The sequence below is a fragment of the Bacillus sp. AC266 genome, assembly GCF_979253805.1.
In genome coordinates, this window is sequence record NZ_CEEDEC010000001.1 from 246012 (window position 1) to 260994 (window position 14983).

Below are 14983 nucleotides of genomic sequence, written 5' to 3' on the forward strand. Positions count from 1 at the left end.
TTGATTGTTGTAAATGTTTTTGACGGTCTTTGTAATTGGTTGTAAAATAATGTTTGTTAAGGGATTTTGTAGAAAATATTTTTGGAACTACGATTCGTTTGTGGGGGATAGAATGAAAGTATTTATTAGACATCCTATTTAAATACATAGTAGATTCATAGTAATTTAAAACGAATGAGAAGATAAAGGGAGGTTGAGATACTTACACGAAGAGACTGTGTAGGTATCGATTACAGCAATGAATAAGATAATCAAAAAACGAATAATCGCACTATCAACAAGTTTAGTAATTCTAGGAGGACTACCTTTTTCCGCATCAGCCGAAGAGATAAATAAATCTCAAACTGACCAACTTAGTATCGCTCAAGGAGAATATGGAATAAATGGTTTAAGTTATTCGGACTTCAATCTAGAAACTCCAGATCACATGCAAATTAATGAAGCGGAAGTATCAGAGAATGAGAAAATTCTTCTAGAAGAATATAAGCATAAGCATGATGAAACAGAAGAGTTACATAAAATGAAAGAAGCTAAAACAGGTCAAGTAGCGGAAGATGAAGCTATTTCAAACATTGAAAAGGCATTTGAACATGTAGACGGTCGAAATGATGGTTCTACTCGCGAAATGAAGCCGGTTGAAAAGCCAAGAGCTATTCAATATAATGCGTCGATGACTACAAAGAAATATGGAACACTTGCAGGTGTCCCGTTTGTAGAGTGGATTGTTCCAGCCGGAAACCCTGATATTCGCCCTGCCAATCCGATGAAAGCACGTTATATTACAATTCATGAGACTGCAAACACAGCCCGCGGTGCGAATGCTGAAAATCATGCGAAATATTTGTATAAACAAGCAACGGAAGGTACGTTCCGAACTGCTTCATGGCATTTTACAGTAGACGATAAACAAATCTATCAGCACTTACCAACAAATGAAAATGGTTGGCATGCAGGAGATGGTGATGGTTCAGGAAACAGAGAGTCTATCGGTATCGAAATTTCAGTTAACCAAGATGGAGATTATAATAAAGCGTTAGAGAATGCAAAACGACTTGCAGGATACTTAATGAATAAAGAAGGAATTAGCGCGGATCACATTTATAGGCATCAACAATGGAGCGGAAAAAACTGTCCTGATATTTTAATTTCTCGTGGGAATTGGACTGGCTTCGTACAAGGTATTCAATGGTATGCAAATGTTAATGCACAGATTGACTCGCCTTTACAAGAAAGAAACGAGCTATTTGATTCAAATGAATATAATCCAGCTGAACCTAACATGGAGCTTGTAGTGAATGGTGACGGTATAAACGTACGTAGTGGTGCGGACCTTGAGCATCATATTGTTCGTAAAGCTTCAAACGGAGACCGTTACAAAGTGTTAGCAGTTAAAAACGGTTGGTACAAAGTAGGAAGTGGAGAGTGGATTTTCTATAATCCAAGTTGGATTAAAATTAACTATAATGTACCAAAAGAAGAAGTACAAAAGCCAAAAGATGATATTACAGGTGGATGGTTTGAGGGCCATATTCGTAAACTACACAGTCTAGGTATTATGCACGGGGAAGGAAATGGTGTATTTGCGCCTTACCGTAATGTAACGAGAGCGGAGTTTGCGACATTAATCGCAAATGCTCTTCAACTACCAGAAGGAAATAAGTCATTTGTAGATATTAACAAAGCGCATTCATCACTTCATAGCGGTATTAAACGTAGTGCAAGTGCAGGAATTATTAGCGGTCGTGGCGGGGGGATTTTTGACCCGAATGCACCAATCACTCGTGAAGAAGCATCGATCATGATTGACAACGCATTACAGTATAAAGGTGTTACAGGTGAATTAGTCGCATTACCATTTAGGGATAAACATTTGATCACATACAAACAGCCTGTTCAACGATTATACAGCTTACAGGTAGTTACTGGCGTTGGAAATAATGAGTTTAATCCTAAAGGTACAACAACTCGTGGTGAGGCAGCTGCCTTTTTAGTGAAGATGCTGGACTCTATGCATAAATAAATGAATGGTATGTAGAAGTTTGTACTAATGCAAAAAATAGTGATAAGGATTTTAAAGGAGCTATCCAAAATGAGGATTTGGAACAGCTCCTTTTTATTTTAGCCCCTATGAAGCCCCTTCCAAGCCCTTCATAAGCCCCTACCAAGTAATAAATCACTAAGAAAAGAAAAAACAAAACAAAAACAACTACAAGAACAAAAAAGCGCGAAAAAATAAAACCGGCGTTGTAGTAGTTAAAAAAATTTGGAATTCAAATGCAAAAAACAAAGCCCTCATTCCTATATGTATATTGAAGGATTGAATTCTGCCTTTTTATGAATAAAAGGAGGAGGTAAATATATGGCGGTGTACCGTAATGTGCAGGTGAACTTTTGGCAAGATGAATTCATATTAGATTTAACGCCAGAGGAGCGTTATTTTTACATATATTTGTTAACTGGTACGAAAACGAAGCAATGTGGAATTTACGTATTACCGAAGCATGTGGCAGAACTGGAAACAGGCTACAGTATGGAAACTGTTGAGAAGCTGTTAAATAGATTTGTTGAATACGGAAAGATTTTATACGATGCGGAAACGAAAGAGTTATACATACTAAATTGGCTACACTATAACCCTATTTTAAATACAAATGTAGAGAAGTGTGTGTTACGTGAGTTAAAGACTGTAAAAAATAAAGAGTTCATACATATATTTTTACGTAAATGTCTTGAAGAAGAATGCAAGATTCCATTATTACTTCAGTATTTTGGTATGCCAGAGGAAGAGATTGATAGTAATTCACAACAAGTAATTATTCAAGAGAAGGAAGAGGTAGAAAGAGTAGAGGATGCCACTCCGCATAGTGAAGTTTATAAATTTTACGAACAAAACATTAGTAGTCTATCTCCATATATCGCGAAGGAATTAAAGGAATGGATGCAAAGAGTTTCAGGAGATAAAGTACTAGAGGCACTTAAAATTGCGTTTGAACATAATAAGCGAACGCTCGCTTATGTGAAGGGGATTTTGAGGGATTGGTGTAAGAAAGGACGAGTAAGCTTCAATAAAGGAAAGGAAATAGTGCGTAAGAGAGAAGTATTCAGTTTGTATGATCCATAGCATGAGCAAGTAATGATTTCTTCTTTTCTAAAAGGTTCTTTCACAATAGAAGCGAATAGATTGAGAGAGGAGGGATTGTATGGAAGTCGTCATAAAAAAGAAACGAAATAGGGGAAAAAGAATTTTTATTTGGTCTAGTAGTATCGTTCTTTTTTTGTTTATTTGCGCTATGATTTTTTTGAACATATATACGCTTAGTTCTGTGCCAAAGATAGATGGAACGATAAAACTTGAGGATTTACAACATGCTGTTGCGGTGAAACGAGATAGTAAAGGTGTACCACATATTAAAGCGGAAAATGCGCATGATTTATATTTCTCGCAAGGGTATGTACAAGCGCAAGATCGTTTGTTTCAAATGGATTTAAGTAGAAGACAAGCTTCTGGTATGTTAAGTGAAGTTGTAGGGGAAGCAGCTGTTGATCGAGATAAATTGTTTCGAACGCTCGGTTTACGGCGAGCGGCAGAAGCATCTGTTAGTCAATATGATGGGGAAGCGAAATATGCCCTGCAGTCATTTGCTGATGGGGTGAATACTTTTATACGTGAGGCAAAAGAGGAAAAGAAATTGCCGGTTGAGTTTACTTTATTAGGCTATGAACCTGCTGAATGGTCAATCGTGGATTCTTTAACGATTGGAAAGTATATGGCGTTTGATTTAGGAGGACATTGGCACGGACAGGCATTTCGATATTGGGCGCTGAAAAATTTACCGAAAGAGCAAGCAAATGAGCTATTTCCTACATATCCGAAAGATGCGCCTAGATTGCTAGCTGAATTGAAAAATACAAATGTGGACGTAGCACAAAGTTTTTCAAAGACAGTTATTCCACCAGAGTTTAACGGTAGTAATAACTGGGTTGTGAGTGGTGAAAAGAGTGTATCTGGTAAGCCAATTTTAGCGGATGATCCTCATTTATCTCTTGCGACACCTTCTATTTGGTATCAATCGCAACTTGAAATGAAAGATTTACATGTGAGTGGCGTTATTTTCGCAGGAGTACCAGGCGTTATATTAGGACACAATGACAAAATAGCATGGGGCGTTACGAATACAGGTCCCGATGTGCAAGATTTGTATATTGAAAAGAGAAATCCTAATAATGAAAATGAATTTTTGTATAACGATAAATGGGAAAAGGCTACGGTTGTTAATGAATCTATTAAAGTAAAAGGCGGGAAAACAATTCCGTATAACGTTACGGTTACGAGGCATGGTCCAGTTATTTCAGAGTTTGCGGATAAGGGGAAAGAGAAAACGAAAACAGTATTCGCTTTGAAATGGACTGCTTTGGAGCCTTCTGCTGAATTAAAGGCTGTATTAAATATGAATAAGGCGAAAGATTGGAATGAGTTTGAAACAGCTCTTCAAGATTTTCATACACCGACTCAAAATTTTGTGTTTGCATCAAACGATGGCACAATTGCTTATAAAGCGAATGGAAATATACCAGTGCGTAAAAAAGGCGATGGTAGTTTGCCTGTGCCAGGATGGACAGATGAATATGAATGGGAAGGGTATATTCCGTTTGATCAACTTCCAAAAGTAATAAATCCAAAACAAGGGTTTATTTCAACTGCAAATAATAAAATCGTTGATGATAATTATCCGTACCATATTAGTAATACGTGGGCGCAGCCATATAGGCAAATGCGTATTCAAGAGTTTTTACAAGAGAAGGAAAAGTATACGGTGAAAGATTTAGAAGATTTACAGATGGATCAAAAAAATTTATATGGGAAAGAGTTTACTCCTATATTGTTAAAAGAGTTAAATAAAGCATCTTTAAATGAAGTAGAGAAAGAAGGCGTAAAACAATTAACAAAGTGGAATTTTTACGATAGTAAAGATGAAGCGGCACCATTAATATTCCACTTGTTAATGAAAGAGATTTCGAATACGCTATTTTCAAAAGAAATACCGAAAGATGTGATGGAGTTATTTGAAGGGAAGTCACAAGTAGTTGATGAATTGATTCGAAAAGAAGTAGCAGGAGAAAATAGCGCTTGGTTTACGAAGTACGGAGGCTTCACGAAAGTTGTGCATACATCGTACGAGAAAGTAATGAAGAAATTACAGAAGGAATATGGACCGAATGTTACGGAGTGGAAGTGGGGCGATTACCATCAACTGGCGTTCACACATCCAATTTCAAAATCATCTAGTATGCTAGCATTATTTGCATTTAATCGTGAAAAACCAATTCCAATCGGCGGAAGCCAAGTTACCGTTCAAGCAGCGAGTTACGGAGATAACGGTATTGTCAATCACGGAGCTTCTTGGCGATTCGTTATTGATACGAAAGATATGTCAAACGGTTATCATATAGTGGGGCCGGGACAATCGGGACATTTTAGAAGCGATTGGTACCATGATCAAATAGATGATTGGGTGAACGGTGAGTATCATACGACTACACTTAATACAGATGGGATAGAAGGGAAGGTGTTAACTTTAGAGCCGAAGTGATAATATTTCCACTGATGAAAACTGTTAAATTAGAACATAACCAAGTTCTTAAATAATTTTAAAAGCCTACTATCAGTTAAATTGATAGTAGGCTATTGTATTTTAGAGAATAAGATTCAATGATTTTATTATGACAAAACAGTAAGTGTTTTAACATTTACTTATACGATAACGGACCTTATTTACTCTGTTACAAAAGAAACCACACAAAGCGTTCTGTTTTTTTGTTACTCATTGGTATATACCGCAAAACATTTTGTTATTCAATAATTCCAATTTCTAGAGCCTTTTGAACAGCTTCTTCTTTGTTACGGACTCCTAGCTTTGTATAAGCTGTGGAAGCATAATTTCTGACCGTACCATTCGATAAATATAACCTTGATGCTATGGTAGTGTATCGAAGTCCTTTTGCTACTAGCTGCAATATTTCTATCTCTCTAGCTGTTAGCTCATAAGCAGTTGCTTTTGATTGTGGTGTCTCGATTTGCTCATCAAACTTCTCAAATATTTTGTGAGACATTCCCTGATCAATCAGTGTCCCACCTTTGTGAATAAGTCGGATCGTATTAGCTAGCTCCAATGTTTCAATAGATTTGAGTAAAAAACCATCCGCACCGTTGCGAAGTGATTCCAACGCCTGTTCGGTATCCTGAAAAGTTGTAAAAATCAATACGCGGATATGTGGCCATTGTTGCTTAATCTTTTTGGTTGCTTCGACTCCATCCATGTGCTGCATATCTAAATCCATAAGTATAACGTGGGGTTGAAGGCGCCCACACAAATCGATGGCTTGATTGCCATCCTCAGCCAAACCGACTACATTTAAATCTTCATATCTATCGAGTAGTGTCCTCAAACTTTCCCGAACAAATGGCTGGTCGTCTACAATTAACAAACGAATAAGTCCATCTTTTATTTCAGTTTGTCGCGGTATGGTACATGTAACAAGCATTCCTTCCTCTGGCTTTGTATATACAGACAATTGACCTTGCAAATTCATTGCCCGTTCTTTCATCGCATTCATACCGAAGCCTTCCTGCCATTCTACATTTCCTTTTCCGTTATCTTGAACTTCTAACCTCGTATATTGTTGTTCAAACTGCAATGAAACTATAATTTCAGTCCCCTGACCATGACGTACTGCATTTGTAAGAGATTCTTGTAAGCAACGAATGAACGCTATCTTCGCTTGCCGAGACAATTGATATTCCTCTCCGTATGCCCGAAAACTTACAGTAACCTGAGCGTGCTCCTGAAATTCGGCTCCAAGATTTTGTAGAGATTGAATTAAGGAGGGCGATTGACACGGAGACTCAATTTGATGTAGGTAACCTCTCACGTCCTTGATGCTTTTACGTCCCATTTCAAGCAGAGAATCTAGCCTCTGTATACCCATTTCAGTAGCAAGTTCGGTGCGCAACGTTTCCATCCCCATAATAATAGAAGTATAAGCGTGACCAACTGTATCATGAAGCTCACCCGACAGTCTGTTTCGTTCCTCTGCCAGTGTTATGCGTTCAATCTGAGACATATATTGCTCAAGTACTGCGTTTTGTTTACGAATTGCTTCATTTTGCTTATGATTGACGATTAATAAATGAAAGGCGAATCCCATTACATAAGCGAATCCATAATAGGTGACCATAACCCAATAGCTATTACTTGGCGCAACCGCATAGAAAATTCCAGTTGTTATAAAAACTGTTGTTGGAGCTGTCCAATAATAGGACAAATGCTTACTATTTGCTGCGATAAGAAATACCGATATAAGAAAGATATTGTAAGCTTCTGGAAATAAAGAGGTTAAGAATATACATAGTCCACCATATAGCAATATTTCTGTGAATAAGTAATATTTATAATTGAATAGTAAGGCTACCCATGGAATAGAGAAGGCAATAATTTCCCAAATAATAATAATCCAAAGTGGTAATGTTAAACCATCCTGGAAATTTAATGTTGCTAGGAGGGTAGACACACTAACAAGTAGACGGATTCCTAACATAATCCAATCATACCAAAACCAATATTTAACCATATCAAACAATTTATTTACCCCCTAAGTAGCCTTCTTTCTCATTTCCTATATTATAGAATAATCCTTCTTATATTGTTATATTTTTAAGTTTAAAATGCCTACTATTCGTAGACTACAAACTTCTATCGATTTAGTTGCTGAATCATACTGCGTGTATAACCTCCAAATTTTTTCGTTAAACCATCTACTATTTTAATACTTATGGCGGTAAACACTATACCGATAGACATTACAAGAAGTGACTTGGGAAAAGTATCTATCTGTATGAAAATAATATTCATATGGATGTATCGATACAATAGTGGTGCTAACAGGAACATAAGTGGCATTACATAAAAAATGATTGCACTAATGAGACTGAAAATGCCAATCACAAATTTCTGCATTAACCAAAAGACAGCAGACCAGGTGTGGCGATCCGTAAGTCCTAATTTTACTTGCGCCCAGTCCGATGTATCCGTTGTTACACTTCTATCGTAAGATTCTGTCGAAATATCAGTATAAATTTTCGTTTGTATGCGCTCAAATTGGATAAAGGGTGTGGTAGTTTGTAGTACGCGTATAACTAATGGAATCCCAACTACCGTAAATGAAAGGGTGAAACTGAATAGCAGAGCTATTAGATAAAAACAAAAATAAAACAAACCTGTAATGAAAGTTAGTAATAAAAAATAACCATTCTGGATGAATCTTGATTTCATAAAGCTCATCGCTCCTATCTATGTAATAAACGAATTATATTGCTTTTTTTGTCATTCTCACTAGTGTAAAAGTGTCATATGACATCTCTAAATGATGCTAAAAAGGGGAGAGTAACCTACTTCTGGTTAAAAAAGATGCTTATATTAATCTCCATAAAACAATCCCGTTCTTGCAGATGCAAGAACGGGATTGTTTTGTACTTTTATTTAATATGAGATGGACTTGTTTTTCGAATGTGAAAAATAATATCAAATTGCTCAAGCAATGAAGTATCAAAGTATAAAGAACTGCCCGGGAGGAGTTGTCCCCCTATACTTAGTAATGGCCTTTTTGCTTTAACCCATTTCTCTGCTTGTCCTTTAAGGTGACGGTTATCCAATAAAAACATTTTATATGGTACTTTTCCGAGGGTATAATTGAAACTATTTACATCTTGTGGAATCGTACCCGTTGTAATCTTACCTCCGGTGGAAGGATCATATTCGCTGTATAAGGTAAAATTCCCCTCCGTAGTTGTACTACCAATTGTGACATAATTATTGTCTAAACGTTCCTTCAAAAACTGCCCCGCAGCATAAGGGTATAATTCCTCATCGATAATTTCTTTAGCTATATGAATATTGTGTCCCCATACCATAGTTTTACCACCAAATGCCTCTTGTGCCCACATTGCATGATCGGCCATGTATTGCTCGTGTAGCTTTATTACATTTGGGTAGTCATTAGAAAGCAGCATTGTGGTAAATTTCTCTATTGCACTTGCCGTTGCTTTCGCCCAGATGTACTCGGGTGAAACTATTTCTGTGTTGGCTTGCTCATTCTCATCTTTCAGTAATCGGGCTACTCTCTCAGCGTTTGCTTTGAACTTCTCTTTCATTTCAGGAGCAAGTTTCATATATTCCTGTATACTTCCAGTAAAAGACGGCAATTCTTTATAATTTTCTTCTACTTCTGCCAGCAAATCTGGTCGATGCAGCCTTACATAATCAATTACTTTATTAAAGCTACCTTGGTCCAACTCCTTTAAGTCGAGCCCAATAAATTGGATCTTTTTTTTATTGGATGGATCAGCATTATAATCTTTCATCCACTCAATCATGGCTATAATTTCATCAGTAGGATATAACAATTTTAAAAATTCCCTAGGGTTTCCTTTTCCTGTTTGGATATATTCATTTAACTTTAAGCCGTTTCCCCAATCTTCTTCCATTGCGAAATTCGTAAAACCCATCTCAGTAACCAAATATTTCACAAGTCGAAACTTCATAGTGAAAATTTCAGAGCTTCCATGAGTATTCTCTCCTAATCCTACATATTGTGCACTCCCAATCATTTTCTTAAGTGGTTTTAAATCCTCAAATGATTTTGACGGTTCTATCGTTTTTAATGGGTAAGCCTGTGATTGTATTGATTTAACTATATTTTTTTGGATTGATTGACCTGAATTTTCGACTGCTACTGTTTGAGCGTTTCCTACTTCTCCACATCCTGTGACTAATAAAGCTGTACTAACCATTGCAATTATTCTTTTCTTATTCATTTTTTTCCACCTCAATTGAATTGTTTTAAAAGCGAGATTGATTCATGTACTTGCACGAATCAATTGCCTTAATTCAATTGTTATCTATCCCATATCATATTTTCTAGTTACATATTGTCATAAGGTTAATTGACACAGGTCATAGACTAATCATTACACTTTTGTACTATCGGCTATGACAACTTATAAATAATAATTACATTGATGAGTCGCAAGTAAGACTAGATTATAAATTTGGGAGGGATTTTAAAGATGAATTAATCTGTATGCCAAAATATTTTTATTCTAAGTTGTGTCTGTGGAAATGACAAGAAGTAAATTCGATAAACAAGTGAATTAAAGGGGAAGGGCGGATTACAATGATATTACACGCAAAATCGTTCCACAATAAAGATAAAATCCAACGTGCTAAAATAGGACTGCAACTCTTTCTGAGTATCTTAATCATTACTTCTATTATCCTAAATGTAGTAGTAATAATTACTAAAAGTATGCCGCTTATTGTGGTATATATGTTTATCCCAGCATTTTCTTCTATTTTGACTCGCATAATACTGAAAGAAGGGTTTAAAGATGTATCTTTTAGTCTCGGTAACTTAAAGATATGGAAGGGGATTGGTTTTGCTCTGCTAATACCTATGATTATTTGTGGAATTACTTATTCTATCGCCTGGTTGAGCGGGATTGCGGGGTTTCAGCATCCCGAAGGTGGTATGTTAGAACCAATCTACAATATACTTGGGCTTCAGTATCTAACGGCACCATTCAGTTTCATTTATCTAGTAGTATTGAGCGGCATTTTAGGGAGTTTGCTTAACTTAATCCCAGTTTTGGGAGAAGAAATGGGTTGGCGAGGTTATATGCTCACAAGGCTAGTCGATGCAGAGTTTTCACGGCCCATCCTTATTAGTGGATTGATTTGGGCAACGTGGCATGTTCCAATTGTTATTGCTGGTCTATATGTAGAGGGAACATCTGTCGTTCTTTCAGTACTTGGTATCTATCTTTGTATTGTACCATTTGGTTATATTACAGCTTATTTACGACTTATCACAGGTAGCATTTGGCCTTCGGTTATTATCCATACTACTTGGAATGCCATTATTCAAGGACCTTTCGCACGTGCAAGTACAGGGTATCAAACTGAGATTTGGATTGGAGAATCTGGCTTGATAACCGCCCTTATTATCTTGATTACGGCAATAATTGTGTCTCGGATAATAAGATTTACTAAATATTGATTTTTCACATAAATTTTTAAAAAATGATTGTTAATCAGAAAAAAACGGACTCTCAGATTGCTTTTTAAGGGTTTTTAGCGGTCGTGTGAATGTCATATGTATCGATAAGGATTAAATTTCACACGATTGAAAATAGGGTGTTTAAACGTTATTTTGTTTTTATTCGTAATTTTAAATCTGAAATACTGAAGCCAATGTAATACAATTTCATTGGCTTCAGTATTTTGATTCTTAACTAAAAATAGAGTGGAAAATTAAGGGTGTCATATATATTAATTAAAAGTAGCATACAAAGAATGCTTAAGTGACATTTCTTTTGTTATAGAATAAACAAATCCTGATATTGCAGTAACTATTATTTTGAGGTCAATTTACTGTGAAATAAGTGTCTAATGTCTACTATTAATTTGGATCTATGTGACTGCACCTCTTAATTAGAGGTGTTGTTTTTGTTAAGTAATAGCCATTGTACTTAGAAAATAAATAATATGTTTATGTGATGGAGTAATAAAGCTAGGTAGCATAAAGATTGATACTACAAAGATTAACAACATATAAAAAAATATTTATATGTTGTGTCACCGCTGCTATCCCTAATAATTTTTGAATCTATTTATTTCTTCCGCTTTTGCGGAAACTAAAACTAATGTTGCGACCAGTAATATAGTGCCAATTAGATAAAAATAGTTGGCACTATATCGTCAGTATTTTTAATATTCCATTCGCTTTTTGTGTTTTCTATTTTTATTTTTGTACTGATGATAAGACCTTTCCCTCAATTAGATCTTTAAATAACGTAGACCTATTTGGTGCTTGAATTTCTTCCAACGTGAATTTTCCGAAGCACAGTGGTTCAGAAATAGCTTTATCATTTTCATCTGCTGTTAAATTTTCGACTTCTTTATTATCTTTGTCAAAAATTTGGAATACAGCAGTTTATCAGTTTTATATTCGAATTTGCAGCATCCACTTTTTTAATCTCAGTTTGTCCAAGTGATTGAATTTTTGGCTGTTAGTTCTTACGGTGATACAGTATCTCCTTGGACTTTCACTGTATTTTTAATCTTTTTTCCAGCTTGTCCCTCGCATGGAGTACCATTGTATGCCACTCTGTATGTGTCACATCCCAAAATTCTTCGTTTTCTTTTCCTACATTAAATTTACTTTTGTCTGTATCGAATTGTATCTGTCACTGTTTAGCCTACTATTTGTAATGTACCTGGGGCATATTCTAGTTCGTCTGGCAATGTATCCGCAAAGGCTAGATTTTTCGCAGGATTAGCAAGAAGCTATTACTTACTAGAGTTGTATACTCCAATCATCCCTTGTTTCTGTATTTTGTAGGTTCTTCACTGTTTTCCCAAGTTCTATGATTAGATCTTGGAGAATTAAGAAACGACCTCAGCTCATTTCATTGTCGTTTAGAAAATTATAAGAAAAGAATCTATTTCTTTCACACTTTTCCTAACTACTCTGATATTTAGATGCTACTTACAAATAAATAATATATGATTTTCATAAAAAAAATATAGTAATATTTTGTCGTGAATTGTACTAATTTGATATTTTATAGTAATATTTTGTCGTGAGTTATACCTGACGGAAAATAATTTATGAATTTATACAGGAACGATGTAAAAATTTATCAGTAATCTAATTAAGAGGAGAAGGTAATGAATAATTCAATCGATATACAACACTTGTGTGATCTCGCACATAAAGCCTTTAATGTACCTGTTCACATTTTATCCACAGACAAAAAAATCTTATATCATTCTAATTCTGAGGATATTTGTAGTCCTTTTTATTCTTCTAAAGAAGAATATCTTAGTGACATTTATCAAGAAAATGATCCCTATAATTTGCCCCTTTTCAGATGTAACAGTTATCTTGAAAATTTCATCCTAATTCATATAGAAAATCATGATTATATAAAAGGGACTATAATAATTGGCCCCACTATACATCCAAAGGGATCGGATGATGTAACCTTTAAACTTCGAAAAGAATTTAACTCAAATGATAATATTCAAGAAAGACTAACCTATTTTCAATCCCTACCTGAGGTTAAAAAAACTTCTTTAATTGATATGGGAATTTTATTGCATTACATGATTTTCAATGAAAAGTTAGATGTTGATATTGTGGTAGAAAAAAATAAAGTGTTAGAGGAAGTTCCCTATAAAATTGTGAAACCTGATCTATATATTTTAAAACGTCAACAAAATAAACCAAAAACTCACAACATGGCATTAGTACATAATTATTTTTCAGCAATCAAAGAGGGAAATAAAAAGAAGTTGTTGCAATATATGTATGCAGTTTCGCAGGAAGATACGGAATTAATTTTAACAGCGGATCCACTCAGAAACCAAAAAAACCATGGGATTATTGCGATTACTTTAGCAACTCGATATGCGATAGAAGGTAATCTCCCACCAGACATTGCTTTTGCTCTTAGTATTTTGTATATCCAAACCATGGAACAACTAGAGAACGTGGACTCTGTAAGGCGATTGTCAGGAGATGCTTTACGTACTTTTGCAGATCGGGTGAAAGAATTCAATGCGCAAAAATTTTCAAATGCGGTTACTACATGTATGAATCATATTAGTAAAAATGTTTACGATGGAATATCTCTCAATGAACTCGCTAATCATTTGGATATTACCCCTACTTATTTATCTAAATTATTTAAAAAAGAAGTGGGGATTCCTTTAAGTGAATTTATTCAAAGGGAACGAGTGGAAGAAGCAAAAAAATTATTAACACTCACTACATATCCACTATCAGATATTTGTGCCTGGCTTAATTTTAACGACCAAAGTTATTTTACAAGGGTTTTCAAAAAATCAACTAACATGACACCTAGACAGTATCGTGAAAAATATACCGTAATATAAGCTTAGTATCAGTTTCTTGTGAAAAAACTTTAATATACGCGCAAGTAAATCTAAAACTTGAGCATACTGTTTCTTTTACTCTAGAAAGGGTATGTGATTGATCTAGAAAAGGAATATGTATTCAAATAGATCTTGAAGAGTCCATGAAACATTTAGTGAAGCCAAAGGGCAAGGGTAAGATTTATAACATGTTGTTAATTTTAAAGAGTACACTATCCGTTATTTTTCTAAGGAGACAAAAAAACAGAAGGCCGCCAAGGTTCTTTTCGAGAAAGCTTTGCGGCTTTTTTTATATTTTAAAACCCATGGTTATAACGAGGAATAAGTTTATAGATTAATATCTTCATGTTAAGTATTTAATAATGGTGATATTAGGGACTATTACATAAAGTTTAATAATATAACATATATCACTTGATATATCTATAGTATATGCAATTATACATAACCAAATAAAGGGGAAAAAGTATAAAAAAACCTATTAAATTATTCTATAAGTATTTTTTAAAAAATAAAATTGCTTGGTTGAGCTAAAATGGTTATTTATTAACCGTATACACTGTAATTTGTAATCATTACAATTACAGAGCTGTAATCCCTAGTTAATTATATCAGTATAATTTTTCAGGCTCGTATTTTTACTTAATAGTTAAATTATCGAGCTCAATCGACAAAATTTTGCTATTTACGCATTGGAAATTTAATGTTTTAATGAACAACATAACTGGTATGACCACACAGAAGGGGGAAGAGCAAGCTAATAGAGGTTATTAAATTTGCAAGTAACACTATGTTGTGGATAATTTTCTTAATAATCAGTTTATTTTTAAGGTATTTAGAATCTCAAAAGTAGTATTTTTGTAAAAATGGGTTTTAAGTTTCTACATAGCAAAAGTGAATTTATTCCGCAATAAAAGTATAAGCAATGTACAGTATAATTTCATCTTTTGTAGTCTTGTAAGGCTATT

At 34.8% G+C, this 14983-nt stretch carries 9 protein-coding genes; 5 read left to right on the plus strand and 4 right to left on the minus strand.

Translation table 11 applies throughout. From position 1 onward, the window contains the following. Window positions 1-238: 238 nt before the first annotated feature. The 3 genes from AC0IXC_RS01295 to AC0IXC_RS01305 all read left to right on the plus strand — a co-directional run bounded on the left by AC0IXC_RS01295 (window position 239) and on the right by AC0IXC_RS01305 (window position 5591). The gene (locus AC0IXC_RS01295) at window positions 239-2020 is read left to right on the plus strand and encodes an S-layer homology domain-containing protein (protein ID WP_326996230.1); all 1782 of its coding nucleotides are present in this window, start codon (window positions 239-241) and stop codon (window positions 2018-2020) included. A 339-nt stretch (window positions 2021-2359) separates the two neighbouring features. Next, window positions 2360-3121, plus strand: coding sequence for a DnaD domain-containing protein (locus AC0IXC_RS01300; protein WP_471652474.1), 762 nt, complete (start codon window positions 2360-2362; stop codon window positions 3119-3121). Between the two features lie 79 nt (window positions 3122-3200). Then, window positions 3201-5591: a penicillin acylase family protein gene (locus AC0IXC_RS01305; protein WP_215589914.1), complete on the plus strand. Its 2391-nt coding sequence runs from the start codon at window positions 3201-3203 to the stop codon at window positions 5589-5591. Between the two features lie 259 nt (window positions 5592-5850). On the opposite strand, the gene AC0IXC_RS01310 is transcribed toward AC0IXC_RS01305, so the two are convergent. From AC0IXC_RS01310 to AC0IXC_RS01320, 3 genes are all read right to left on the minus strand, one after another. Then, window positions 5851-7638 (minus strand): response regulator, encoded by a 1788-nt coding sequence (locus AC0IXC_RS01310; RefSeq protein ID WP_471652475.1) that lies wholly within the window; start codon window positions 7636-7638, stop codon window positions 5851-5853. 113 nt (window positions 7639-7751) lie between these two features. Continuing rightward, window positions 7752-8330, minus strand: coding sequence for a sensor domain-containing protein (locus AC0IXC_RS01315; RefSeq protein WP_471652476.1), 579 nt, complete (start codon window positions 8328-8330; stop codon window positions 7752-7754). A 203-nt stretch (window positions 8331-8533) separates the two neighbouring features. Next, window positions 8534-9871, minus strand: a complete 1338-nt coding sequence (locus AC0IXC_RS01320; RefSeq protein WP_471652477.1) for an erythromycin esterase family protein — start codon at window positions 9869-9871, stop codon at window positions 8534-8536. 359 nt (window positions 9872-10230) lie between these two features. Here AC0IXC_RS01320 and AC0IXC_RS01325 point away from each other — a divergent pair, with 359 nt between their 5' ends. Beyond that, the gene (locus AC0IXC_RS01325) at window positions 10231-11112 is read left to right on the plus strand and encodes a CPBP family intramembrane glutamic endopeptidase (RefSeq protein WP_193653686.1); all 882 of its coding nucleotides are present in this window, start codon (window positions 10231-10233) and stop codon (window positions 11110-11112) included. Between the two features lie 744 nt (window positions 11113-11856). On the opposite strand, the gene AC0IXC_RS01330 is transcribed toward AC0IXC_RS01325, so the two are convergent. Next, entirely contained in the window at window positions 11857-12033 is a 177-nt protein-coding gene (locus tag AC0IXC_RS01330; RefSeq protein WP_157835323.1) for a SpaA isopeptide-forming pilin-related protein, read from the minus strand. Window positions 12034-12785: 752 nt separating this feature from the next. Between AC0IXC_RS01330 and AC0IXC_RS01335 the strand changes: the two genes are divergently transcribed. Beyond that, window positions 12786-14015 carry a helix-turn-helix domain-containing protein gene (locus AC0IXC_RS01335; protein WP_088063998.1) on the plus strand — a complete coding sequence of 410 codons (1230 nt, stop codon included), beginning with the start codon at window positions 12786-12788 and terminating at the stop codon, window positions 14013-14015. Window positions 14016-14983 lie beyond the last annotated feature (968 nt).